The sequence below is a fragment of the Thalassobacterium sedimentorum genome (assembly GCF_031127905.1).
In the GTDB taxonomy this organism is placed as follows: Bacteria; Verrucomicrobiota; Verrucomicrobiia; order Opitutales; family Coraliomargaritaceae; genus Thalassobacterium; species Thalassobacterium sedimentorum.
The window spans coordinates 36,743-61,966 of sequence record NZ_JARXIC010000014.1 but is presented as its reverse complement, the minus strand read 5'-3'; the positions used below and the strand labels follow the sequence as shown (position 1 = coordinate 61,966).

19 protein-coding genes are annotated in these 25,224 nt (G+C 47.4%); 4 read left to right on the top strand and 15 right to left on the bottom strand.

What is annotated here, in order from left to right; translation table 11 throughout:
* Positions 1–71 precede the first annotated feature (71 nt).
* From QEH59_RS10100 to QEH59_RS10070, 7 genes are all read right to left on the bottom strand, one after another.
* The gene (locus QEH59_RS10100) at positions 72–764 is read right to left on the bottom strand and encodes a GDSL-type esterase/lipase family protein (RefSeq protein ID WP_308985248.1); all 693 of its coding nucleotides are present in this window, start codon (positions 762–764) and stop codon (positions 72–74) included.
* A gap of 89 nt (positions 765–853) precedes the next feature.
* The gene (locus QEH59_RS10095) at positions 854–2,734 is read right to left on the bottom strand and encodes an FAD-dependent oxidoreductase (protein ID WP_308985247.1); all 1,881 of its coding nucleotides are present in this window, start codon (positions 2,732–2,734) and stop codon (positions 854–856) included.
* The gene (locus QEH59_RS10090) at positions 2,731–3,699 is read right to left on the bottom strand and encodes a hypothetical protein (protein ID WP_308985246.1); all 969 of its coding nucleotides are present in this window, start codon (positions 3,697–3,699) and stop codon (positions 2,731–2,733) included. The genes QEH59_RS10095 and QEH59_RS10090 overlap by 4 nt, the downstream gene beginning before the upstream one ends.
* On the bottom strand, positions 3,696–4,412 hold the full coding sequence (locus QEH59_RS10085) for a prepilin-type N-terminal cleavage/methylation domain-containing protein (RefSeq protein ID WP_308985245.1): 717 nt from the start codon (positions 4,410–4,412) through the stop codon (positions 3,696–3,698). Before QEH59_RS10085 ends, QEH59_RS10090 begins: the two co-directional genes overlap by 4 nt.
* Before the next feature lie 31 nt (positions 4,413–4,443).
* Positions 4,444–5,880, bottom strand: coding sequence for a right-handed parallel beta-helix repeat-containing protein (locus QEH59_RS10080; RefSeq protein WP_308985244.1), 1,437 nt, complete (start codon positions 5,878–5,880; stop codon positions 4,444–4,446).
* Positions 5,881–5,932: 52 nt separating this feature from the next.
* Positions 5,933–6,802 (bottom strand): hypothetical protein, encoded by an 870-nt coding sequence (locus QEH59_RS10075; RefSeq protein WP_308985243.1) that lies wholly within the window; start codon positions 6,800–6,802, stop codon positions 5,933–5,935.
* Positions 6,803–6,898: 96 nt separating this feature from the next.
* Entirely contained in the window at positions 6,899–8,290 is a 1,392-nt protein-coding gene (locus tag QEH59_RS10070; RefSeq protein ID WP_308985242.1) for a hypothetical protein, read from the bottom strand.
* 62 nt (positions 8,291–8,352) lie between these two features.
* Here QEH59_RS10070 and QEH59_RS10065 point away from each other — a divergent pair, with 62 nt between their 5' ends.
* The gene (locus QEH59_RS10065; protein WP_308985241.1) at positions 8,353–9,321 is read left to right on the top strand and encodes a LacI family DNA-binding transcriptional regulator; all 969 of its coding nucleotides are present in this window, start codon (positions 8,353–8,355) and stop codon (positions 9,319–9,321) included.
* Here QEH59_RS10065 and QEH59_RS10060 read toward each other — a convergent pair.
* The 3 genes from QEH59_RS10060 to QEH59_RS10050 form a co-directional block, all read right to left on the bottom strand.
* Positions 9,269–9,934, bottom strand: a complete 666-nt coding sequence (locus QEH59_RS10060) for an SGNH/GDSL hydrolase family protein (protein ID WP_308985240.1) — start codon at positions 9,932–9,934, stop codon at positions 9,269–9,271. The genes QEH59_RS10065 and QEH59_RS10060 overlap by 53 nt on opposite strands.
* Before the next feature lie 96 nt (positions 9,935–10,030).
* Positions 10,031–10,966: a sugar phosphate isomerase family gene (locus QEH59_RS10055; protein ID WP_308985239.1), complete on the bottom strand. Its 936-nt coding sequence runs from the start codon at positions 10,964–10,966 to the stop codon at positions 10,031–10,033.
* A 20-nt stretch (positions 10,967–10,986) separates the two neighbouring features.
* Entirely contained in the window at positions 10,987–11,769 is a 783-nt protein-coding gene (locus QEH59_RS10050) for a PIG-L deacetylase family protein (protein WP_308985238.1), read from the bottom strand.
* 164 nt (positions 11,770–11,933) lie between these two features.
* Here QEH59_RS10050 and QEH59_RS10045 point away from each other — a divergent pair, with 164 nt between their 5' ends.
* Positions 11,934–12,809 (top strand): AraC family transcriptional regulator, encoded by an 876-nt coding sequence (locus QEH59_RS10045; RefSeq protein WP_308985237.1) that lies wholly within the window; start codon positions 11,934–11,936, stop codon positions 12,807–12,809.
* 80 nt (positions 12,810–12,889) lie between these two features.
* Here the strand turns inward: QEH59_RS10045 and QEH59_RS10040 are convergent, their stop codons facing one another.
* From QEH59_RS10040 to QEH59_RS10020, 5 genes are all read right to left on the bottom strand, one after another.
* Complete coding sequence (locus QEH59_RS10040; protein WP_308985236.1) at positions 12,890–16,522, bottom strand: discoidin domain-containing protein; 3,633 nt, start codon at positions 16,520–16,522, stop codon at positions 12,890–12,892.
* Between the two features lie 126 nt (positions 16,523–16,648).
* Positions 16,649–19,183 carry a cellulase family glycosylhydrolase gene (locus QEH59_RS10035; RefSeq protein WP_308985235.1) on the bottom strand — a complete coding sequence of 845 codons (2,535 nt, stop codon included), beginning with the start codon at positions 19,181–19,183 and terminating at the stop codon, positions 16,649–16,651.
* 77 nt (positions 19,184–19,260) lie between these two features.
* Positions 19,261–19,977, bottom strand: coding sequence for a prepilin-type N-terminal cleavage/methylation domain-containing protein (locus QEH59_RS10030; RefSeq protein ID WP_308985234.1), 717 nt, complete (start codon positions 19,975–19,977; stop codon positions 19,261–19,263).
* A 103-nt stretch (positions 19,978–20,080) separates the two neighbouring features.
* Positions 20,081–20,839 (bottom strand): discoidin domain-containing protein, encoded by a 759-nt coding sequence (locus QEH59_RS10025; protein ID WP_308985233.1) that lies wholly within the window; start codon positions 20,837–20,839, stop codon positions 20,081–20,083.
* Positions 20,840–20,887: 48 nt separating this feature from the next.
* Positions 20,888–21,898, bottom strand: coding sequence for a LacI family DNA-binding transcriptional regulator (locus QEH59_RS10020; RefSeq protein WP_308985232.1), 1,011 nt, complete (start codon positions 21,896–21,898; stop codon positions 20,888–20,890).
* A 181-nt stretch (positions 21,899–22,079) separates the two neighbouring features.
* Here QEH59_RS10020 and QEH59_RS10015 point away from each other — a divergent pair, with 181 nt between their 5' ends.
* On the top strand, positions 22,080–23,567 hold the full coding sequence (locus QEH59_RS10015) for a glycoside hydrolase family 5 protein (RefSeq protein WP_308985231.1): 1,488 nt from the start codon (positions 22,080–22,082) through the stop codon (positions 23,565–23,567).
* Complete coding sequence (locus tag QEH59_RS10010; protein ID WP_308985230.1) at positions 23,564–25,210, top strand: amylo-alpha-1,6-glucosidase; 1,647 nt, start codon at positions 23,564–23,566, stop codon at positions 25,208–25,210. The genes QEH59_RS10015 and QEH59_RS10010 overlap by 4 nt, the downstream gene beginning before the upstream one ends.
* The last annotated feature ends 14 nt before the right edge of the window (positions 25,211–25,224 follow it).

Sequence of the window (25,224 nt, the reverse complement as noted above, 5' to 3'; positions counted from 1 at the left end):
CGTATTACTAATACGTATTAACACAAGTTTAATTATGTATTTCAGACACTCCCTCCCAAGAAAAGAATGATTCAACTGTCTGCCTCAACCAACTTCACATCCTTAATGTCAAGTAAAGGAAGCAGAGCTTGCATCCATTTATCTGCCATTTTCTTTGCACCTGAAGGATTGGGATGCACCATGTCACTGATCGTATCTTCTTTCCAATCAAAGCCATCAGCTTGATCGACTAGAATAATGTTGTACCCCTGTTCCGTCAGGCGTGTTGCAAGTGCCGCAAGTTCCTCGTTTAAATCGGGAATATATGAGTATTTGGGAAGCTTCCCAGCAGGTATGACCTGTGCCAGTAGGAATATTACATCTGGATTAATGCTTCTCATATTCTTCATGATCAATTCAGTATCACGAACGATTCCAGCAACTGGATCATCCTTACTGAAGCTATTGTGGCCTGAGTGGATCATAACAATATCCGCGGGATACTGGCTGTAAACTTCTTCCGAAATACTAAGCAAGTAACTGGTATTCTTCCCTCCATACCCCGCATAGGCGGAGTCATGGTCCCTCTTCGGGCCGATGAATTCAAAATCTAAACATTCATTTCGTAATTCAGGAATTAACACATGCCGGTAAGTGACAAATCCCCTGCCACCTTTCGCAGTGATGGAGTCACCGAAGGCTAGAATAGTAGTTGTGTCTGCGCTGAGCACTGAAATAGAACTCACACATAGAACTATGAAAATGAGATGTAATAGTTTTTTCATGTTTTATCTTATTGTTTGGTTTATGTTAAATATGATGACTGCGATGCATATAATCGCCCGAGGCTCAGTGTAGAAATGATCAACAATCTCTATGCACCCACGCGTGAGCTGCCACGAGTCCCCTCTTCACAGCCATTATCTGGCACTGCCAAATCTGTACTAGGTAGCTTTGAAATGACTTCAGTCCAAGCCAGACCTTTTGGTGGGTCGAATGACAAAGGCATCGAGCTTTCCATGGCTTCGATACTGAACACACGGAGTTCGGCATCCCCCCAAGTCGAATGCCCCGTCCAGCGCAATGCAATCACATCATCACACACAGGAAGCACAACAAGACGACGACGATTTTCCGCCACCTGTTTAATCATTCTCCACTCTCCGTTTGCAGTTTTAATTTCAACACAAAAGCTTCGAACCAATTGTTGTGGCATATTCATCCAACGACCTTTTAACGGGTACTTACACGGCATCTCTTTCCTTCGGCTAAGATCACTGTCAAACACAAGACGTAGACAATCTACATAACGAGGCTCATCCCAACTAAGCGTTAGAGTCGAACCTATCGAAGCAACCCAAGCATGCGCATCGTCATTATTACGTTCATGTCCATCTCTCAACGCTGCCAGATCTGTTGCATCCGAAGATTCAATACGGGCAGCCTGCATCAGTTCGGAAGTATCGCGTATCTTACCAGGTAACCAACAATCGTCCTGCATCAGCTGATTTTGCAGTTCATCTAAAATGGAACCCGTAATCTGCCGTGGCGTAATCGACTGAGCCACACACAGAGCAGCCGCCGTGCCTACCGCTTGCCCCAGAATAGAGCAAGTGCCCATCACTCTAGTTGAGGAGAGCGCACTGTGCGTCGCAGAAATATTACGACCCGCACAAAGCAAATTCGCCACATTGCGCGAGTAAAGTGAACGAAATGGAATCCCATAAGGCGATGGGGCTTTATGATAAAGCGTTGCCCTCCCTGGATAATAAAGTCCTGCCGGGTGGTGATCATCCATACTCCACCCGCCATAAGCCACGATATCCTCAAAGAGGCCACCCGCTTGAACATCGTTCTGAGTCAGCACGTGATCTCCTATGTAGCGGCGATTCTCTCGTTTGCCAGGAAGTGAGCCCAGCCATCTCAAACGCCAGTTTTTCAACTTTTCGGCCTGTGGGCCAGCATTCTTCATATAGTCCCAGACTCCCCAAGCTACTTTGAAAAGTTCATCACGAATCAACTCCGCATCATCAATCGTATTTTGTAACCCCCCAAGCTCAATCCACCAAAAGTTAGACCCCATACTAGATCCTATGCGGCTGGGGAGATTTGAAGCTTCATCAAATCGATAAGCCCAACCTGGCGGAGTAAAATCCTGCGCTTCCGTCGTCTCTTCGAGCTGCAATAAAACACTATTACCCATCGTTTTGAGATCTGACTTAAGCGGCGCAATGGATTCATTGAACTCTTCTCTGCTTTCGCGGCCACATCGCGTATCGGCACCAGATAGTGGCGCCAAAATCGAGTCCCCAGAGCAATCAATAAACAGTTTTGCCACTACGCGATGCCAAGTTTGCGTGGTCAACTGCCATGCATCCACTGAAGAAATCCTTCCGTTGTTCATCTCCAAATTGTTACAGCTACAATTCAACAAAGTAGTTAAACCTGGAGTGAAAGTAGCAAACTCATATAGCACCGAATCCCAAACTGAATAGCTACCAGAGGGATTACGATGTGCATTGCACAATTGAATCTCTTCTAGAATGCCTGCCTCTTTCTTATTACGACCATGCGCTCCCATGATCCACATCCTCACCTCAGATGAAGCGTTACCACCCAATACTGGACGGTCGTGAAGTAACAGAACGGAACTGCCACGACGAGCCGCCGCAATCGCAGCAATCAGACCAGACATACCACCGCCAACCACACAGACGTCGACTTCGTGAACTTCATTTACTAATTTAGTATTCATAAGGAAATATCTCCGGATCGCCAAGTAGACAACATCTTCCCGATCGCTGGCATAAAACGTTCAGGATCGGCGAGACCATAAGGATAGTAATAGAATGCCAAATGTCCGTTTTTTGTCTGCAGGTATTCTGGCATTCGCGAAAGACTGAGTTCCAAGGTCCTCTCATCGAGCAACTGCGTTTCAAGCAATGTGAATGGGGTGCAATTGTTTTTCACTGCAGCGGCGGCAAAACGCTTATCATTCCCTCCCATCAACACCTTATCTGAGCCGCCTTCTCCAATATCACTTTCACCAGGCTTGTAGCACTTCCCATCACAGCCAAATTCATCCAGCAAGTCTATAGTCGCACAATGCTCGACGTACTGCTGTTTGACAGATGCAAATAGAAAGCATGCAATCCGAAGGTCAGATATTTTTCGTTTGAGACGACAATTGATTAAAGAAAAGCAGTTCACAGTAGCTTCGACCAGATCCTCCTCATTGGCGGGACGTCCTAGCGATTCAATCGCTAGCTGACTATGGTCCTCCCCACTCAGGGTTTTCAGTTCATCCCAAACAATACCAGTCGCGGGACACTGCTTCAGCATTTCTCCAACAGTGTCCGCGATCGCATCTGGAACCTCTGGATGAAACACACTCACCTGAGGGCCGAAGCAAGTCCGTGGACTACCATCAGCAGAATAAGCCCACCATTCAGGATGATTCACCGACAGGAAGCTTGGCTGTCGGCCCCAACCAGCCATCAGACCTCCTAAACGCGAGGGGATCAGCCATACATCCAAGCCCGCGCTGCGAATAATCTCACAGACCATTGCGGTATTCCCTCCCATCAAGTCTGCATCATGCATCCCCACAAAGACCCCATCAACCTGATGATCAACCATCCACGCAACATCCTCTCGGACATGCCGAGGAACCACGCAAAGATCCTGCCCGTGAAAATAATAGGTAGATAAATATTTCATGGATTCTTCCCGAAAAAGCCAACCCATTTACGCTCGCTAAGCAAAGAAGGGTTATTTACAAAATCCGGATTTGGAATATTCTCAACATGACCGTCCATAAAAAGAACATTGCATGAGTCGGAATGCGGAAACCCGATGAAGTTGTTATTTGTAGCGTTGTAGTTTTCTGGAAGAAAATACCCATCCCCCGATTCCATCGGATCAGCAAACCAAGCCGTTCGCGAAAGATCTCCTGGCAGCTGAATGGTCTCATTCTCTACAAATCCTTGCCCCATTTTGATGTACCATGGCATAATTCCCTTATCACCGTGACCATTCCAACCACAGATTCTATTAATAACATATCTTCTTCCAACGGTGGGACAGAGGAAGGTAGGATCTTCCTGCTTCACGCCACCAACATAGCGCCCCGCGCGTCCCGGCTCCCGATCGACATACTCATATAGATGGTCGTACCAAAACCCGGCGGGGTCTCCAACTGGATCCATACGCAACGGAACAAGATTATTCTGATGCGCCGCGGAATAAAGAAGAGCCGCCTGCCCAATCGATTTGAGATTGGAGACGCACTCCATCGACTCGGCACGACTGCGAATTGATCCAACGACTGGAATCAATATCGCCATCAAAACCGCAATCACAGCGATCACTGCTAGAAGCTCGATTAGAGTAAAGGCATCACCCTCAGTCCTATTCTGTCTCTGTTCGCGCATACCGCTGCTTAAAGTGATTGGAGGAAAGGTTCTACTGCGAAATCACCTCTAAAGACATATCTGAGGTATATGGCCCCAAATCTACGGTTGGATTTTCCTCTGTCGTCAGAATCGTTCCACGTATATTAGAAATCTTCAGATCCTTGATCCCCAAATAAGCCGCTTGCCCGATGACTGGGCGACCTCCTTGATCTTTAACCAGACAATTATCGAAAAATATACCCCCAAAATGATTGGTTAGGTCTGATTGACGGCGCAAGTAAAAGGCAATCGGAGCCACTGGAGGTAGCCGCCTTGAGTTCTCAACTTCAGCAGCTTCCGGAGAGATCAAACCTCCAATATTGCTCTTTGCGACATCCCACAATATACAATTTTGAAAGACCACTTCCCCCGTGTTATAACTCTTGTCATAAACATAAATGCCGGACTTTTCAGTGTCCATAACGAGACAATCTTTGAAAGTGATATGAGTCGAAACACCTTCGTCTTCCCGGTTACCAATGGCACCAACAATCAGTCCAGAGCCTTTGCTTCCACGGACTTGACAATCTTCAATCAAGATATCGACTGGTTCTGAGGACTGCTTCAACTTACGTAAATAAATTGAAAAACCTGCGCTGTCATTATTTTCGGAAATACAATTTCGGACGACCACATTCTTCAACTGATTGCGAAGCGTGGCGGGTTCGATGCACAGACCGTGCATCGGCGGCGTACCACTCGTATTTTTGAAAACACAATCTTCAATCAGAATGTTTACACCAGTGATTAAGGAGAGCCCCTGACGATGGTTCCGATCCGCAACCACTCTTCTAATTGTAATATTTTTAGAAACAGGCAATTCCCAGCGCGTCACCTGCCGGCCATCCTTGGCCGTCCACGTAATTTTCACACTATCTTCGGGAACAGGAAGCCGGTGATAATACGCACCACCAATGTAAACCCCGTCACCACCCGATTCTTCTACATTGAGGTCTTCAATCAAAATGCCATCGCAAGCCGCAATACTTAAAGCATGGCGGTGTTCCGATGGTTCGTAGTCGTCTTGAAGGTAATCTTCCCGATTCATACGGAACGTCGCTCCATTGCCTCGAAGGGTCACATTTTTGACATTTTCAAGACGAACCAAAGAATCCATCTTGGATTTAAAACTCCCCTTCTTCGCCAGAATGACAACACCAGGCTCAAACACGATCTCTTTTTCACCATGCTTAACTAAAATAGGGTCCACGATGTATGGCTTTCCTAAATTTGGAACAATCACCTTCTTAACATCACTATTAAATGCATCCGTTAGAACTTTCGTAGGATGAGTGAAGACGTCGGGATTATCTCCCACATTAACTGTACTGACATCGGAACCTGAAGAAGCGCTCTCAAGTAAATCCGCCGGAGTTGACTGAGCTTCCACAAAAGAAAGACAAAGCACGCTCAGAATAGATATGAATAGTATTTTAAAAGGATACATAAAAGATATATAGGATTGGGACTGATCAAAAATTATAATTGGCGACGACTCATTACGCAGAAAAGGAACGACTCGGACGTCTTCTGTTCAAAACAAATAGAAATGACGCTAAGCCGAGATAAACAGGTAGAGATCGTGATTCAGGGATCGGCGTGCTACTGATTACGATTTCATCATAATAAGTCTCATAATTATCAGTAGTTATACTACTAGAGTTCGACACTCTCAGGTAGTTGATACTCATTGCAGTATCCCCACGAAATACTCCAGAATCACTAGTTGCAATCAGGCTATCACTCTCATAATCAAAAACTTTAATCTCATATGATTTTGCCGCGATATCCATATCAATTTCAAATCGATAAAACGTGTCTGCCGCGGCTTGTGCCGTACCAAATGAAACAGCAGAACCGCTGGTATTCATGTAAAAGAAGTGAAGCTCATTATCATTAGTGATATCCTGATGAATCCCAAAGGCAGCCCCGTAAAAACTATTACTAGCATTATTCAAGTAAAATCGGGAAATGATCCCCGTCTCATTCTCTGTAATCGTTCCAGAGAAAGCAGTCACCCCCGAAAAGTATAACTTGTCAGTCATTGCTGTATCGGTGAATTCATTGTTAACAATGGGCGTGCCACGAGGAGTGCCACTAGGCCAGGTTGCATTCTTAAGTCTTAACATTTGGTCGCCACCAAGATAATCAACCTCACCATTCACAACAATTTCTGCAGCAGTAGTTGCAGTCGTACCGCTGAGAGTCCACCCGTCCTGCCCCACAACATTTCCCAAAGCGTAATCGGGTGTCTCAAATGAAGTATAGTAGACATTATCGTCGGGAACTACCAAAGCCCCTAAAAGGCGAGCGCCCATAAATGATGCGGCGAATACCAGTGAAGTAATGAGTTTTGTTTTATTTTTCATATCTTTATTTTTGGGGGTGATAACTTAACTCTCCTAGCTAAGCAGATTGTCAGAGTTTTTTCATAAATAGACACTTTGCCATAGGGCCTGAAGCTCTTAGGTGTAATGAAGTTGCGCCGTGGCGGTACAATCCGACAGCGCAGTAATACGAATCCAATGCGCATTAAAGCCATCTGCAAAAACATGAGGCACATAGCCACCAGCAGGAACTTCAATGATCTTATAGGTTTTCCAAGCAGCGCAGCCAAGAAAATCAACCTCGACCTTAAAGCTAACCGCTTTCTCACTATCTTGGCTCAGGTGTAGACTCTTCTTATCAAATCCAGTCATCAAATAAGGATCTGAGGGCTCATCAGCAATGACAGCGTCCTCCCACCATGGCCCTCCCCAGCCCTTAGGCTTACCAAGATTCCAGAGATCATCCGTCCGTCCAAACCACAAGCCAGACTGAGGCTGGCCACACTGAAGATTACCATTCAGTTCATAGCTAGCGTTATCGGAACCAACAACTAGCATTCCATTCCACGTGCAGAAATCCCCATGAACCCACAAGTGCGTGGAGATCGGCCGAATGCCCCAAACTTGATTCCCAAAAGCCCACGGCGAAAGCTCATAAAACATTCCGTGATGATCCATCAATAGGCGCTCGTGCTCCGTCGAACGAATACGCGGCCATTCCGTCTGCCATTTGTGCTCCCAGCAGTGAGACGCCTTCGGCAGGCGGTAAGTGCGCCATGTTTTATCTGCATCCGTAAAGACTTTCAAAATTGCAGACGCACGATCCCAACCATTCGCAAAAATCGTATTCCCAAAAACACCTAGGCCGTTCACACCGACAAATGGCTTATGCTCAATAGTCACCCACTTCTCGCCATCATACTCTGAGAGATTGCCTTCACGCTTTTCACCGAGAAATTCAGCTTCACTGTAATCATTATTAACCACAACCAAACGTCCATGGGCGCAGTAACAATCTTTAAAATGACAAGATCCCTCCCCGGGGGTCCCGAGTTCCTTCGTTAAATCAAACAACAGTTTGGTCTCTAGCGTCTTCACGTTCAACTCAAACATTTCGCCCTCCATGCCAAGCATATAGACAAAATTGACAGGGTCCGATAAATGCTTCGCCGTACCGCACAGACGTGTTTCGACTAGCTCATCAACAGTGCGGACATTATGATCCGTATCGATTAGATGAGGCCCAATGATTAACTGACTAGACTCTGCGTGAACAAATCGATTTGCATAAGTTCCATCCACAGCGCATGGGTGTATTTCCATACTAAAATCGTTTTCAATAACCCGCAGGCCCGTCCCAGTTCCACTGCGACTACAATGTGACGAGTAATTTAGCACGTAGAGTTTCCCCATCCATGGCATCAGGCACCCAATACCGATTTCACTACGAGGTGGACCAAAGTCAGCAACCTGTGCAAGTGAAGGAATAACACCAGAAACAGAGAAAGGAGGTTTAGTTTTTTCTTCCATGCTTCCAATCAAGACGAAACATATGACTTGATCAAGACGGGCAAAATGTTCACTGTTACATCATGCATACATCTCGCCGAGCAAGCCTTCGTGACGTTGCCAAATTGGCTGGCGTCAGTCACGTGACAGTATCCAGAGTCGTGCGTGAAAATAACACGGTCGCAGCCGCGACGATCGCCAAAGTGCAAGCAGCCATCAAACAACTCAATTACAAGCCCGATCCTGCGCTCTCCGCACTTGCAGCCTATAGGTCCAACTCCAACCAAGGAAACAACAGCCAGCTAGTGTATTTGGAGTGTGAGACCAATAACTACAATCAAACCGTTTTTGGCGGAGTAAAATCGGAAACTGAGCGCTTGGGTTACTCACTCGCTCTTCACGAGCTCCCAACGACTCGAAAGCACCAAGACATCCTGCAACGCACATTCTACCACCAAGGGATTCGCGGAATCCTAATCGGTCCCTCACACACTTCAAAATTGCACCCCAATTGGGACTGGACACCTTTTGCAGCTGTGTCCCTAAGTAACTTACTACACAAACCTAGCCTACATGCAGTCTCTAGCGATTACTTCACTGGAGCCACACTAGCGATCAAGTATTTACGTAAGCAAGGCATCCAACGGATTGGATTTGCAGTTAATGCCCACCATGAAGAGCGCACTGCCCACCGTTGGCTTGGTGCCTACCTCAGTTCCTTGGATGGACAAAAACCTGCAATTTACTCTGACAAGATCAATGATACGAAAGCTGTAAAAAGATGGTTACAGTCAGAACGCCTAGATGGATTACTAACAATACACCGTGCAGCTTTTGATGCTACCTCTTCATTCAACCTGAGCACAGTCTTCCTCAGTCAATTTGAATGTCCAGCAACAATCCCCTGCATCAGCTACGCCCCTCAAGCAATCGGCGTTGAAGGCGTACGCATCATTCATCACTTATGCCTAAATCACCAATTCGGGATCCCGACCGAAGTCAAATCAGTGAAGCTACATCCCCACTTGCACGAGCCAGAATTGCCAATCTAGCGATCAAATATCCCGCGATGAAGATTCCCTGTTTTTCGCGAACAGATTCAATGAAATGCACATGATCGCAGTACGCTTGATCCTTCTCATTCAGAATTGCCGTAAAAGCTTCAAGATCAATCGAGGGCACAGCACATTCTAGCATTACTTCATCCGCAACTGCGTTATATTCAACTAAATCAGCACTATGCCGAAAAAAGTTCACGCCTGGATAATTGTGAACAACATCACTGACAGGAGTGGTTCGAGCCCAAACAACCGCAATGCCCTTATCTTGGCAAAGTTCAATTGCAGCTTTCAAATTAGCTCGATATGCCTCTAAGGGAACTTGGATCTCGCCAGACTGCACGTCTCGCTTAATATCATGCAGGCCAGCATTCATTAGAATCACCTGAGGTCGAAACTCATCATTCGCCAGCAATGCTTGCGCAATCTCTAGAACACGCGACGAATCACCACAATTCGCGCCCACTGGAATGTCTAAGTCCTTAAACGCCTCAGACTCGCCCCCCTTTCGGTCATAGCGATAATAGCCTTGAACAAATCTTTCTAAAAAAGGACCGTATTGTAGCGAAATACTATCCCCGAGAACATAAAGCTGTGGCAAATTCATTCAACGATTCCACAGCTGCAAAGCTACACAGCAACAATTAATTGAAAATAGCCGAATATTTGTTCTCAGAGATAGCACAAGGATTCATTTCACGCGCTAGTGCATGTCCACCTCGACCTCGCCGATTCCGGAACGCAGGAAGCTGAAGCGCACTTCTGGGTGATCCGCCAACAAGGACATGGGAACCGCGCTATCCGCAATCTTCTTTGCAATCATCAACGCACTCAAACGCATTCCGAACGGATTATCATGATGACCTGGGTGCCAAATCGAAACAGCATCGGCTTTCCAAGTTTCTTGCGGTCCCACCGTGGCGGCATGGGTGGGGATCATACTCACATTGCCACCGCCGCTAGTACGCGCATTTTGTATCAAAGTAACTGGGTGTAGTTTGACAATACGTGTCGCCAGCTTCCGATATTCTTCGGGGCTTGGCGGCGCATCGGCATATTGCCCTTCACGCGGCAAGGGGTCATTGAAGGCCCAGTGCTTAATCTCACCTTGGCCACCTTGCATCAGCGCACAACGCACTTGATCGTAACTATCGCTATAAGCCTGCAAGTCACCACTAGGGAAATGCTTGTTCGCAGTCGGCATCGCGAGCTCTTCTCGAATACGATCAAAACACTGCGTGTTATCACAGCGTGCGAACGACAAGGGATGCGACTCTTCAACCGGAACCCCATTCTCCAGCCATTCATCCATGCCCCAAAAATGAGCGTCTAACTTTCCTAAATTCATATCCAAAGCATTCACCATCTGGGCGACGAGTGGTAATTGCTCCGTTGGCCCGACTGGACCGCAGATACCAACAGGATTATCTGGTGTCGATTGCTTCCACGCATTCAAATACTCCAACGCTTGAGCCGTGTATAATTCTTGCGGCGTATCATAGATTCGGACCGTGAAGCCAGGTCGCGACAATTGCTCGAGATCCTTTGCAGTCAAGCGAGCGGCGTCTTGCAGGAGGTCAGATTCCAAGGTCGTGTAATCCCACCACCCTTCGGCTAATTTACTAATTGGTCTAGGCATAATATAATCTATTGGTTTAGTTAGTCGTTTTTGTGAAATTTTGAATTTTTGAGACAGGCAGGCCCGAGCAATTCAGCAATCGGATCAAAATCTGCGGGGCCAAACCCCAATGGGTTGTGACGGATCAAACCTTCCGCCAGAGAGAACGCCTCCGAACGCACTCCCATGGCCGTGGCCATATCAGTCATCTCAGCTTCGAGCGCAGACATTCCCTGTGTATCCTCAAGCCACTGCGCTTGACTCTTATGGCAGTTCAACATAGCTGTTTTCGTGGCAATCACCTCGCTTATATCAATAAATCGCTCTGGAACCACCGTTCGCCCAAAGGGATCTTGTAGGCCATGCGGCATCGCGTGATATACAGCAATGGGCTTGTCGTATGGCTCGACAAATGGCTCACACTTCGCATTCTTCATTCCACGCGATATCGCTGCGGTTACAGCTAAACGTGCACTATTCTGATGGTCTTCCATGTAGTCTGCAAGCGCCTGAGTCAGCACGATGTCTGGCTTCACTTGTCTGACTGCGGCGATCACTTTAAGCAATGACTCTTGATTATAAAACACCTCCAAATCAGGAAACAAAGGTGGATGCATCGTCGCTCCAATCACTCGAGCCGAAGCCTGAGATTCTTCCCAACGAACACGTACACTCTCTTCAGGGCTTAAAGTAGAACTTCCCAAGGAACCGTCTGCCAAATTCATCATGTGAATTTCAACTCCACGTGATTTCAATTGGAGCAGGGTCCCAGCCAGCATAAATTCGATATCATCGGGATGCGCAACTATAGCTAAAGCAATCATATGACGTTATATCATACAGCAAACGGCAGAAAAAAACTGCCTTGAGCTTGCATAATAACAATACAAAATTAACCCTACTTCAATCCAAACGCGCAATTTGAAACCAACCATAACGGTTCATACTAGCATGAGTCATCCCACAAAAAAACAGAGCAGCTGATACAATGGCCCCACATCAAGCGCAAATCGAACTCCTATCAGCGAGTCAGCACGGAGTCAAAGCCACCGCATTTGAGAAAAAATGTGTGGATTTCCATTGGCATTTTCACCCTGAAGTCGAGCTAGTCTGGATTGAATCAGGTGAAGGATTACTACATGCAGGCCAGACGCTCATCCCCTATGAAGCGGGACAATTAGTATTAATAGGAAGCAACCTGCCTCACGCTTACGGGTCTGCCCCCACTCAACGCACTGGGGCGAGATGGACCGTATTGCACTTTCGCCCCTCATTGTGGGGAGCCGAGTTCTGGAAGCTTCCAGAGAACAGTCGTATACTTGCCTTACTAGAGCGCGCAGGCCGTGGCTATCTCTACTCAAATCAAGTTGCCACAGAAGCAGCTAAATACTTAGCACATATCCAAAATCCGACACCCGGCGATATGCCTCTAGCCCGATTACTAAACCTACTCGATCTATTAGCTAGAGATAACAGTGGCCATCAGCTAAACCCACAGTCAATAAGTGGCGGCAATATCGAAATACAAGACACTCGCCTACAATTCGTACTCAGCAAATTAGAACAAACCTCTCACGAACCAGGGCTCACGCAAGCAGAAGCAGCCCAATGGCTGAACATGACACCTCCGGCTTTTTGTCGCTATTTCAAACGGCTGACTGGGAGAAAATTTCAACACCACCTCAACCAACTTCGTATATCGCGAGCCTGTGCGAACTTACTCAGCACTGAAAAATCAATTACCGAAGTGGCATACGAATCCGGCTTTAATAACCTCTCCAACTTCAACCGACGCTTTCGAGAATTCACAAACCACACACCACGCAGCTATCGCAGAACAAAAGGTGGCCTCATACCCGATTAAAGTGGGTTCACGTATCTGTCGGCTCCCCATCAATTGACCTCCCCAGACATTTCGTCCTACAACAGTTGTCTGGCATGTAATCAGTTCGTATCGACTTTGATACGGATAAACAGTTTGCCTAGATCTAGCGGAGAATGGATGCGTAGGACGACGGTCTCAGTGGTGCCATTGGCATCGGGCGTAGCGGAAATCAGCTCGGGCTTGATTTTCGATGTGGTCCAATTAGCGAGATCGTACGAGATAAAAATCTGGTAGGTGATCGCGCCAAGATCAATGAGACGGTGGAAGGTAAGTTCAAAGTAATCCTTACCTGTGACTTCGTCATGCACATGCTCCATCTTGACTGTCGAAAAATCAGGCGTGAGCGGATCTAGGCCAAATGCATATTCTAATAGATTGGGGATGCCGTCACCATCGATATCACCCATGCGCCCGTATTCAGTGGCAACTGAGTCTGGATCGAAACCATAAGAAATTTCCCATGCGTCGGGCAAGCCGTCCGCGTCGGCATCAAGCGTCGCGAAATGATCAGTGACAGCTGAATTGATGCTAGCAAACAATCCGCCAGTCAAAGTAATCTCCAGCCAAGCCACTCGCGCGGAGGCAATGATCGGAATCGAGACTGTATCATGATTGATACTGTAAGCTGTCGCAGCCACACTCTGATTATTGAGATCATGAAGCACCACCGACGTAACAGTGGCACCAGGTGGCAGATCAATGCTAAGTGTTGTTGAAATATCAGTGTCTTGATCTTCGGAGCTCTGCAGCTGATTGAGTCGCCAAAATGGCACCAGTATCTGTCCATCGCTCTGCCTTCTCCATAAAAAATATTTTAACAGGCCTCCTCCTGTTGTAAGACGAGATGGCAATGGGTAAGCTGTAATAATATGAGGTGAGCCGAAAGTCTCCATGATCTGACGATAGCTCTCAAAGGCCGGAGTCACACTACTGGCAGGAACGGGCGCGACTGGAGCAATGACTGCAATTTCCCCGATCTGCATTTGATGATATGAGCGAGTCGGAGAACACGGACTCATGAATATGCGAAGAAAGCGGGCTGCCACAGGAGTATCTCCTTTAATCGTGATGATTCCATTACGATTAACCACCAAGGGGATCGAATTATCCCAAGCGCCGAAAAGGGTGTAATTGCTTCCATCACTACTTGCATACACAGTGCACTGAGCCACACCAACGGAGCTGGTAAATTCCGCAGAAATGGCAACCCTATCGACGACTGTGACTTCTTGCAGATCAATCTGTGCAGTGGCACCGACTCCAGCAGAAGGATCATTAAACCAAGTTCCCCAGACTCCTGTTGCGGCTCCGTGGAACAATCCATACCCATCAGTCATCTTGGCAAGCCCCGCATCTTGGCTGATTACCTGAGGATCCGTATGACCTAAAGCATTGCCCAGTGAGCTATTAACGAGCCACGAATACGCGGTATGAGATATGATACGATAGTCAGGATCTCTCAAAAGGTTGAAAAGTCGTGCCGATTTTGCACCAAAATCGATGTCGAGCAGACCAAAGTTCGTTTCATAATCATCGCTATACTCATCCTTCTTAAGATCATACCAGTAAACTCCCATTAGCGGAATTCCACGCAGTTTACTATCCAAGACTAAAAGCATCGTGCGAGATAGATAGTCAGCTTTACGACTTTCACTATCGACGTAAGTAGAGCCATTCCCTCCCGCCTCGGTGGAATAGCCAATTTCGGTAAAGTAAATAGGCAATTGGTGTCCGACAGATTCAGTAATGATACGATCAAGATAGACGATTTCCTTAGCAAATCCTTCAGGGTCGAGACGTGCTTCAATTTCATTTCCCCCTTCGGGCGCGGATGAGCTACGGTAAGGATGAAAACTGACACCATCGGCAAAGGAAAGAAGGCCTGCATCAATTGCCTTCAAAAGCCAGGCGGTCGAAATAACTCGGTTGTCATAATTGGCTTCAGCGATCATGGAAGGAAAACTCCACGCCCCCCCCCAACCAGAAAATGCTCCCACTAAAACAGGAACTTGTCGACTGCTAGCGCGAACGAGGCCTGCAAACTCAGCTGCAATCATCACATAATCCTCCACCGTGCCACTCCAAAAAGTGGATAGATTGGGTTCATTACCCAACTCCACTGCCTGAATACAAGAATACGAATCAACAAGACTAGCAATCCACGCTCCGAAACGAGTGCGACGACCATCATCATCGGTCGCGCTAAACATCGGTGTCAGTATAACAGAGATCCCGGCTTGCTGATAGGCAGCAAGGCAACGAGCCACCTCGGCGCGGTTCATGGCAAACGTCTGATTATTTGATGCAAATCCCTCATCGATACCATCAAACAAATTTTGATAAAGCGGCTCACGAACGCCTCCGAAATTGCCATATGCCAGATACGGTACCGTATTGTCAACATTCCAACTGTCATTCAAATTTGGAATGAAGAAAGGTGTGTGAATCATATGACTGGATGCACCGAATGTCAATACGGTGGCTGGAGGAGCGGCTGTGCCATGTATAGTAATTTCACCAAGAGGCGCTTGACTATAGTTAGCATTTCCAGCAGTCAGACTCCCTTTGATTGCAGTCTCGCTGCGATGCGTGAAGACACGCACATAGCGTGCAGGAGCTTGCCATCCTGGATTAAGCGATAACACATAGTTCTTACTGTCCACCACTGGAGCTGGGCCAGACCACGAATTCCATAGGTTAAAGTTGATGCCATCAAGGCTAGTATAAACTTCGGCATAACTGATACCACGATAGGCATCGAAATATGCTGAAATACGAACGAGATTTATTAAATAGACCTGACCAAGGTCAAACTCAAGAGTGGCCCCCTGCGCTCCCTGCCAAACTGGGTAAACCCCATAACTTCCGCCAGAAAGCAAGCTTCGTCCGTCACGCATCCGCTGATTTGGTGCAGAAACTCCTCCATCCTGAGTAATAATATTAGTATCGGTAGCACCATAACCATGACCACTCTCATTTATCCAGCGATAGCTTGCGCCGGCAATCATAGTTTCAGAGGCCCCGGGAAAATCGCCAGTGGATACATTACTTGTAACAATCTGAAGCGGCGTGCCATACAACGCAATTTCTCCGATCGCAAGTTGATGATACCAAGTATTACCCGGAGAAAAGCTACCGTTTATTGCACTTTCATCGCGATGAATGAAAATCTGCACATAGCGTGCCACAACCGGAGCTCCCGAACGCACTGTCAGAATTCCCTCGTTCGTGTCCGCCAACGGAGCAGGACCAGTCCAGACTTCAAAGCGCTCAAATTGAGTACCATCTACGCTGGTCCAAACCTCGATCAAGCTGACACCGATCGCATTGATATCAAATCTAAAGCGTGCGGAAACCTGAACAAATTCAAGTGAACATTGCCTGCCTAAATCAAACTGTGCGGTTCCTCCTTTGGCTCCGTCCCAAGTTTGATAAAGCCCAGCACTCCCCCCGATCTCAAGACTACGCCCATCACGCAATCGTTGATTAGTCGCGGTGCTACCACCATCTTGAATAAGCAGAGCAGCATCAGTATTGCCACGACCATTGCCATCTCCTGTGTTAATCCATCGATATGTGGCCCCCGAAATTGTAGCTACTGCATCCTGTGGAAACTCACCAGACAGTGCATTACTACTGAGAAGACTGACTCCATACAAATGATTGATTAAGAAGAAGACGGCAAACGCCATAATACTTCTGAATAGATCTGATGTTTTATACCTCATTCTTATTGTGGCGAATTGAACTAGAACAAAATAATTGCGCGTCCCGCTGGACTCGAAACAAAGCCGGCTTCGGACCACTAGACCAGGCAATTAATTCTCGATAATTTCCAGCCAGGCAGGACGAGCCGTCACGTGCAGCGGGATGATCAAGACATTATCGTAATCCGCTTTTTTAACCCCAACCTCTCGTGATCGATCTTCGTGTAAATCGTGAAGACGCACCGTTACATTATCGCCATCTACCCCATTCGGCAAACGCAGTGTCAGTACCGTGTCAAAATCAACGTCTTTTTTCTGAAGTTGATTCATCCTCCAAAAAGGAACTATCAATGCCTCGTCACTTTTACGGCTCCACAAGTAACTTTTGATGACTTCCTCACCGTTCTCGTAAGACAAATAATTCGAGCTGTCATAAGTGACAAAATCAGCATTGTTCGCATAGAACTCATTTACCCGTCTTGCCGTCAGCCATGCGGGACGCGGACGCGAAGCATTCGGGCTAACAATACCGAAATTACTTTCATAATGATCACCAGCAGCCTCATCCTGTTTGAGATCGTACCAAAACACCCCATCCAGCGGCACTCCATCCAGACGCATCCCAAGCATCAACAACATCGTGCGTGCATAATAATCCGCCTGACGCGCTTCGTCCGGCACATTCGTATACCCCTGATCAGAGACAGAATATCCGATCTCGGTCAAATAAAGAGGTAATCGTTTGTTTCCAGGCGTATATTTTTGAGCCATATCGAGATAACGACTCACCTCTTTCTCAAAGCCCTCTGGATCGGTGCGAGACTCAATGACGTCTCCACCTTCTGGAGCGGAAACTCCGCGGTACGGATGCGCACTCACCGCATCTACAAATTCAAGCAAGCCTAACTTAAAAACCTCTTCGGCATACTTAGTCGCAAGCTCAGAATCTCCAGCAACGAGCGCTCGTAGGTCAGGGTGATTCCATGCCCCACCCCATCCAGCAAAAGAACCTGCAATAATCGTGACTTCGGGTGCCTGCTGTTTCACAACACCTGCAAATTCACGTGCAGCATCGACAAACTGTTGAGGCGTTCCCAACCAGAAACCTTTTAAATTAGGCTCATTGTGTAATTCAACTGCTTGCACAGCCGAGAATCGGCGAGCCAGCGATCCAACCCACTGGGCATACTCACTGATATCTTCATTCACCGCAGCGCCACCAAACATCGGTGCGAGTAGCACTTTAACCCCTCGATCTTGATAACGCTGAATATAATCTTCAACTCGTTGACGATTTTGAGTCAACTTCTCCTCCGTATTTGCCTGCGCATTGAATGGTGTCATATAGAGCGTCTCACGCACCCAATTAAAATTACCATCCACTAACCACGGAAGCGTGCGACTCGGACGCCAGTGATTATTAAAACGCTCACTATCATGACTCATGAATGCATTCGTGTGCAAAAAGTGACCACACACTCCGAAAATAGAATCTCCGAACACTCGAGCCTCAGGAGAGAGAGAACTCGGAAACCAGACGACTGGCTCATACACCTCTGGTTGAGCATTTTCACGAGCACGCTGCGCTTGCTCAGCCTCAGCCTTCGTGGCTTCTTCAAGCTCAAAGGTCACTTCACTTAGAACAACTTGGAAACGTCCGGCTTGAAACACCGTACGAAACGCATCAGTCACAATGCCTCCATCAGAAAAGACTAGACGCACCTCTTGCAATGGAACTGCCTCAAAAGTAATTTCACTTTGAAAGTCTGGTTCCAGCAGATACTCAGAGCCTGTATCGCGGCCATATAAACTCACTGCGCTCGCATGCGAATTTTCGGAATTGGGATTCGAGTGCACGATCGCGACTTTCATGGACTTGATACGCACAGAACGTCCAAAATCCCAATCGACGACCATCTCTTTTGTCCCCCACTTACTCCAAACGGCTTGATTTCCAGCGGTGCCTTGATGACCGTCGGTTAACACAGAATAAGTTGGATCTGTGTTAACTAGATGATCTAGTCCATTTTGATCTGGAAAATGATATGATGGAATTGAACTCGACACTTCGGCGATAGCCTTCACGGATCTGTTCATCGCCTGCTGAGTCGCAGCAATATCATTCCTTGATGCTGCACGACCATTAAAAGAGACCTCACTCAAAACAATCTGCTTTTTATCCGTTTCAAATGCCATACGCAGACGCGCAACGGCAAGCCCCGTTCCAGGCAGATCAAGTCGAACATTTTGTAATCGCCCTGCCTGAAAAGGGATTTCAATAGTATAGAGCGGCTGTGCCGAATAACCGCCCCCCGACGTCAACGCTGGATATAGTTTCAACAATTGAGGATGAACATCCTGCGAGCTTTCGTTGGCGCGTGTGATAGTCAGCACAATCGAGTCGACCTGCATCGGCTGCCCGAAATTCCAGTCCACGAGGAACTCGCGAACGCCCCACTCCCCCCAGACAGCGCTCGGTCCATCAACGCCTGCCCTTCCATCATTGAGCAAGCCTCGACTCGGGTCCGTATTAAGCAGAGCATCTCTTCCCGGTTGCTCAGGATAGTCGTAATTCCCAGGCACAGGCGTAGCGACAGCTGCTGACGCAAGAAAACAGGATAGGGCAAATATAGAAAAATGTTTCATAATTGTAAAAAGCTGGCTATAGAATCTCTAGATTCTCTATTAATAGCATTCGTAGATTAAAAAAATGAGGCCCATGATCACCACTGAGATCCAGAGCTCCAAGCGGACCACCCCCACGTATATCCAGGTGGATTCACTGGATTGACATAGGTCTCCACAGTCTCTCGGCTGAACACTGTAATATGACCATCGGCAAGTAATACATTACTCGTATCATTCGGATGCCAAAAAACTGAGTTTCCCATATAACCTCCTTCACCGTTTCGTACGGTGTGGTCAAATGCGAGAATTGTGCGTGACGGATTCTCAAGTAAGTTGTAAATTCCAGAAACTCCGAGTCTGGATCCGCTGGTTTCGGTTGCCAAAACACCACGCTCGGCAGAGTTAGATACGGAGTAACTATTTCCTGAACGATCAAACAATGAAGAAGTGGATGAAGGCCGATCACCCATATCTGCAGGACAGTGAAAGACGTTTATATCTGAAATGTAAGGATATAACGCACGGTCTTCAGCCTCTGGCCCTCCCCAGCTACCGCGTTTACCGCCCCAGTTATACATAGCCCCTGTAAATGCTGGATAACGACCATTGTGTTCAGCAAGGTATAAATTAAACGCAACCCCGATTTCTCGCAGGTTACTCGCACAAGCCACTTGATTAGCACTACCACGAACTGATCCAATCACCGGCAAAAGTATCGCCGCCAATATAGCTATAATAGCAACAACGACAAGCAATTCGATTAGAGTGAACGCGGTGCATCGATTAACATGCAGACAGTCTTTACGTTTCATAATCTAAGATGTTAATCAAACCGAATTAGCACAACTCCTCCGAAGAAGGAATAAAAGGGAGATGAGCCACAAATCAAAACGGTCTGTATTGAAGGCGATTCCTTTAGCGACGACGCACTACAGACAGTCGCACAAACAGAGCCATCGCGCCTAAAACAAGCGCAAAGGAAGAAGGCTCAGGAATAATCGATGTGCCCCAAACAGCTCCCTCTCCTAATGCGAGCTGATTATACTCGCGAACAGTATGATCCGAATTCCAATGGCTCAAATACACCTTCACGTAGCGAGCTTCAGTTTCTAAGGCTGCAGCAGTAATACTGACCTGTGTGTTTAGTCCAGGATTAGTTTCACCGCTATCTAAGACCGTCTTTTCTCCAGACCATGTGCCGAGTGCTGTATAAGTAACGTTGTCGGTACTCACATAGGCCTCATAGGTAGCAATTCCAGCATTCCCATTAGTGCTCACCGAGAAATTAACTGCATCAATATAATAAGTATCTTTCAGGTCGAACAATACAGTCGCCCCACTCTGCGGCTGCCACGATCCGATCGGACCACCTGTGCCACCAACTCGCAAATTCTGACCTTCTGTCAGCTTTCCAAAACTAGCGTCATTTGTTAATATGCCTGAATCGGTATCTCCAATCCCGGATGTTTCAGCATCAGTCAAGTATGTGTAGGTAGCACCAGTCGCTATAGCATTTGCCGCGGTAATACCATCGGGGTAATGCGTAGCATTAACACCACCAAGCAAAGTGTTATCAGAAAGCAAAAAGCTATCGGCATTTACAGTCACAGCGCCAACAAAGAGCGCAGCAAATGTAGGTATAATTGAGGATAATGCGAATTTATTGTATTTCATGGGGTTTGGGTTTGGTTTGGTTTTTATTGGATAATATACTGAACTCATTCAGCTAGAAATTTTGACAGGGGCACAGGACCGGCGAACGATCAGATCGCCATGAATCACTTTACTAGGCATCGTATCGAGCTTTCCCTTCAGCTTAAGATCGACCCACTGGGCTGCCTCGGTACCCATGTCGCGCAGTGGCTGCCGAGTCGTCGTCAAAGATGGATTGTAATATTTGCTTGTTGGATTATCATCGTGACCGATAACCGAAACATCTTCAGGGACTCGCAAGCCGCGCTCGACACAGGCACTAATCGCTCCATAGGCCATCGCATCATTCGTGGCAAAAATAGCAGTCACATCGGAGTGACAGTCGAGCAATTGATTGGCTTGATCATAGCCTGCCCGTTCAGTGACATCCGTTGGAACATGCGGAATCACCCACCCCAGCTCAAGCTCAATATCCGAATCCGCAAGTGCCTGTTTATATGCATCCAGTCGCTCCTGATGGTCAATAATCCCGTCGAGCGAACCACAAAGAAATCCGATACGGCGATGACCAAGGCGAATTAAATATTCAGTTTGCTCATACGCGCTTCGACGAGAATCGCAATCAATAAAGCCGACACCAGGAACCTCACAGCGACTGGCCACAACGACCGCTGGAATACGAGCCTCAACAAGAGACTCCGCACGCTCACGACTTAATGGAGAGAGAAATATAACCCCGTTACAGCGCTTCTTACGAAGCAACTCCACCACATCGAGCTCCCCGACATCCCCTTGAGCGTGATACAATAAAGTCGTCTCTACATTATTCGCAAAAGCATAACTCGAAATACCAGTAAAAATTTGAGCAAAGAAATTGTCAAAGGTCGGCGTCCCAGGCTCTACCACCATCGCAATCCGAGCGCGACGAGTCGAACTTTCCCGAGGCTGATACCCCCGTCCTTCGATCGCAGATAGCGTCCGAAGCCGCAGTTTCTCACTAACTCCACTTTCGTTATTAAGCACACGCGAGACCGTAGCAACGGAGACTCCTGAAATCTTAGCTATCGACTTTATATTCATATCAAAAACACCCCAAAACACCCCAAAACACCCAGCTTTTCATCCAAAAACAATTCCACGCGTTTTGTAAGTTTCGAAACTTAATTATGAATTTGCGGAAATTACAATAAAAATATTGATAATTACACAACAATGCGATGAATTCCCATTCCACAAGAACAAGAATCAAGAAAAGAAGCCTATGAATCAGCATGTCCTTTTTAAACTCGGCTCAGCCCCGACTCACCAAATGCGCAGCGGTGTCGGCGCCTCATGGCACTCGATCTTAAATGCACCGACAGGCCACGGAGGGAGCGCATTCGGGGGGCAGCCACCACTTCTACCAGCTCATGAACCACTGTGGAAATCGATCGAATCCTATGCCAGCCAGCTCAAACTAAGTCTCATTCGGCTCGAATTTGAGTGGCAACAATTCGAGCCCGAAAAAGGCGCATACAATTGGGATTCGCCTGAAATGCAGATCCTAGATCGCATCTGCGCTTGGGCTCAGCGCAACGGAGCCGACGTGCTACTCCAACAACAGTGGGGTGGCATCAACTGGAACAGCTTCGAAGCATTCCGCGGCGACCCTGCAATGGAAACATATTCTGCACCCGCAGACCTCGACGCCTTCACAACAGGCTGGATGCATTTACTCGATGAACTCTACACTCGACGTGGCTACACCTGTATCAAGTGGGTCAACATAATCAATGAGCCTGGATACTGGTGGTGGCACACCCCTGAATCGTATCGTATTTTGCGTGAAGAAGGAGACCGAGAGCGCTCCAAAGACCTCCAATACGACTATCTCAACAAGGCCTGCGCTCTAGTAAGAAAACGTCTGCAAATCGAACACCCTTCAGTGCGTCTAATGGGACCAGACGAAACTGACATGCCCGTATATGAACGCCTAGCCAATGAAGCTTGGTTTCAAAATGTAGATGACATTGACTTCCACAGCTACAACTCCATCTTTGACCACTGCGCCCCCAGCACACCATACGAGTATCCCATTCACGAGCGCATTGACAAGCTCGTTGCCCGCTACTGCAAGGAAGCCCACTCAGCCGATAAGGGTTTTTATTTAACGGAAGTCGGCAGTATGACTTACGGATTTGGTGCCGACAATTCAGCCCCTGGAAACGAGCTATCAGCGATCAAGGACACAGAGCTCCTGATTCGATCCCTCCGAGCTGGTATCGACGGATTCAGCAGATGGAGCTTCACCAACAGAGGGGACATTGATGGACAGTGGCAACTCATTGACACATGGGACATCGAGCACAAGAACTGGAAAAAGGAAGCCAGCCCCCACCGCCCCGCCTTCGACATACTCGGACGCGCCATGAGTAGTGTGCCCAAACAAGCCCACATCATACCGATTTCAATCAAAGGAGGCACCCTAGATGACTCACCTCATCAACGCGTCTGGGCAACTTGCGTGCAAGACCCCATCACTCAACAAGCACGAGTCATTATAATCAACAATTCCGACGAAAGTTTCGAATTCACTCTCGAATCTCCTGAACTCGGCAATTCTACCCTAAACAACACAGAATGGTCGCTCTTACCATCATGGGACGATCCAGCGCTTCCGCTCGAAAAAAACATCATCAACCCTCTCTGCCGCGAAGGCAACCTACCCGCTCGCCAACTCACGATCCTCGAGTCGCATCATTCAATATGAAAAATATCTCCAATGCCTGCTTAATATCCCGTCGATCTCTAGTACCACCTGCATCAACATGGCATAGCGGAAACATCATCGCATTCTCACATCTCGATGGTCTAACCGATTACAGGCAGGGAATTATCATACGAACGACTAAAGATGGCCTATCCATCTGCCACCCAGCTGAATTACAATTAAGCTTCACGCTCACAGGCCCAATCATCGAAAGCCGTATCACCAACGACTGGTTTGAAGTATACAATGAAAACGGAGAATCCATTCGCGGAGTATTAATCGACGCCCATCACTTATTGCTAGAAGGGCCAATTGAATTCAAAGAAAACGCACCGGAACTACTGACATTTAAGAATGGCGATAAAACATTGATCGGCAACACAACCCATTTTTCCCCTAAACTCATCAATCTCAGTTTCGATTCAACCGCAGCGGAACGTCTGCACTGGTTACAAGAAAACAAAATCCACGGTCGCAATGTAACTGAGAAGGCTCAGTATTCTTTCATTCGAGCGCTCTCCCAAATGAAAGGACAAGTCTGCTCTCCCGAAGGGAAGATACAATCCGCATGGACAACGCCAGATCGTTGGCCGCATCGAAACATGTGGCTGTGGGATTCTGCATTTCATGCGATCGGTTGGCGTCATATTGCCCCTCAACTTGCTCAAGAAATGTTAAGCGCCATGCTATCCGTTCAAAATGCGGACGGCTTCATACCACATATGGCCAGCCCCGATGAATGCTCCGAAATCACGCAACCGCCCGTTCTAGCACTGGCGGCTCAGCTCGTTTTCGAAAAAAGCCAAGACACTAGCTGGCTCGAGACGATTTACCCACAACTCTGCGCTTACGTCGATTGGAACGCAGCCCACAGAGATAAAGACGGGGCAGGTTTACTAGAATGGTACATCGAAGACAATCCTGACTGTAGAAGTGGCGAAAGCGGAATGGACAACTCACCTCGATTTGATAAAACCATCGCATTAGACGCAACCGACTTCAACGCGTATCAGGCAGGCGAATACGAAATATTGGCTCAATTTGCCTCACAACTTGGCATGCAGGACGAAGCCCTAAAATGGGAAACACACCACAAAGACTTATGTAGCAAAATTAACGAGAAGCTATGGTCAGAAACAGATGGACTCTATCTTGATCTCGATCAGAGCAATGGAAAACTGAGCAAAGTCTTTTCAAGTTCAAGCTTCCTCCCTCTCTACTGTGGCGCACCCGACGCACGCCGCGCGTCGCGTTTGGCCGAGCATCTAACAAATCCCAACACCTTCGGAACAGCCTTCCCCGTCCCCTCCGTCGTCAGTTCAGATACGGAATCATTCTACTCGAAGGACATGTGGCGCGGCCCCACGTGGATCAATATCAACTGGATGATCGCCCGCGGTCTTCGTCGCTATGGCTACAACACCGAAGCTGAAATGATCCGCACAAAGACCTTAGCGGAAATAGAACGCACGTGTAAAAAATGGGGTACATTCTTCGAATACTTCGATGATAAACTCGAAGTTGAACCACCTGCCCTCCTAAGAAAAGGAAAAAACATTCCCAGAGACAGAAGTCATCAAGTCGTCCACGACTATGGATGGACCGCAACACTCTATATCGATTGGCTACTCAACGAAGAGTAGACATTCCAGCACGT

Coding starts and splice junctions, on each gene's coding strand:
- QEH59_RS10100 (WP_308985248.1), bottom strand. CDS start 764: ATGAAAAAACTATTACATCTCATTTTCATAGTTCTATGTGTGAGTTCT.
- QEH59_RS10095 (WP_308985247.1), bottom strand. CDS start 2,734: ATGAATACTAAATTAGTAAATGAAGTTCACGAAGTCGACGTCTGTGTG.
- QEH59_RS10090 (WP_308985246.1), bottom strand. CDS start 3,699: ATGAAATATTTATCTACCTATTATTTTCACGGGCAGGATCTTTGCGTG.
- QEH59_RS10085 (WP_308985245.1), bottom strand. CDS start 4,412: ATGCGCGAACAGAGACAGAATAGGACTGAGGGTGATGCCTTTACTCTA.
- QEH59_RS10080 (WP_308985244.1), bottom strand. CDS start 5,880: ATGTATCCTTTTAAAATACTATTCATATCTATTCTGAGCGTGCTTTGT.
- QEH59_RS10075 (WP_308985243.1), bottom strand. CDS start 6,802: ATGAAAAATAAAACAAAACTCATTACTTCACTGGTATTCGCCGCATCA.
- QEH59_RS10070 (WP_308985242.1), bottom strand. CDS start 8,290: ATGGAAGAAAAAACTAAACCTCCTTTCTCTGTTTCTGGTGTTATTCCT.
- QEH59_RS10065 (WP_308985241.1), top strand. CDS start 8,353: ATGCATACATCTCGCCGAGCAAGCCTTCGTGACGTTGCCAAATTGGCT.
- QEH59_RS10060 (WP_308985240.1), bottom strand. CDS start 9,934: ATGAATTTGCCACAGCTTTATGTTCTCGGGGATAGTATTTCGCTACAA.
- QEH59_RS10055 (WP_308985239.1), bottom strand. CDS start 10,966: ATGCCTAGACCAATTAGTAAATTAGCCGAAGGGTGGTGGGATTACACG.
- QEH59_RS10050 (WP_308985238.1), bottom strand. CDS start 11,769: ATGATTGCTTTAGCTATAGTTGCGCATCCCGATGATATCGAATTTATG.
- QEH59_RS10045 (WP_308985237.1), top strand. CDS start 11,934: ATGGCCCCACATCAAGCGCAAATCGAACTCCTATCAGCGAGTCAGCAC.
- QEH59_RS10040 (WP_308985236.1), bottom strand. CDS start 16,522: ATGGCGTTTGCCGTCTTCTTCTTAATCAATCATTTGTATGGAGTCAGT.
- QEH59_RS10035 (WP_308985235.1), bottom strand. CDS start 19,183: ATGAAACATTTTTCTATATTTGCCCTATCCTGTTTTCTTGCGTCAGCA.
- QEH59_RS10030 (WP_308985234.1), bottom strand. CDS start 19,977: ATGAAACGTAAAGACTGTCTGCATGTTAATCGATGCACCGCGTTCACT.
- QEH59_RS10025 (WP_308985233.1), bottom strand. CDS start 20,839: ATGAAATACAATAAATTCGCATTATCCTCAATTATACCTACATTTGCT.
- QEH59_RS10020 (WP_308985232.1), bottom strand. CDS start 21,898: ATGAATATAAAGTCGATAGCTAAGATTTCAGGAGTCTCCGTTGCTACG.
- QEH59_RS10015 (WP_308985231.1), top strand. CDS start 22,080: ATGAATCAGCATGTCCTTTTTAAACTCGGCTCAGCCCCGACTCACCAA.
- QEH59_RS10010 (WP_308985230.1), top strand. CDS start 23,564: ATGAAAAATATCTCCAATGCCTGCTTAATATCCCGTCGATCTCTAGTA.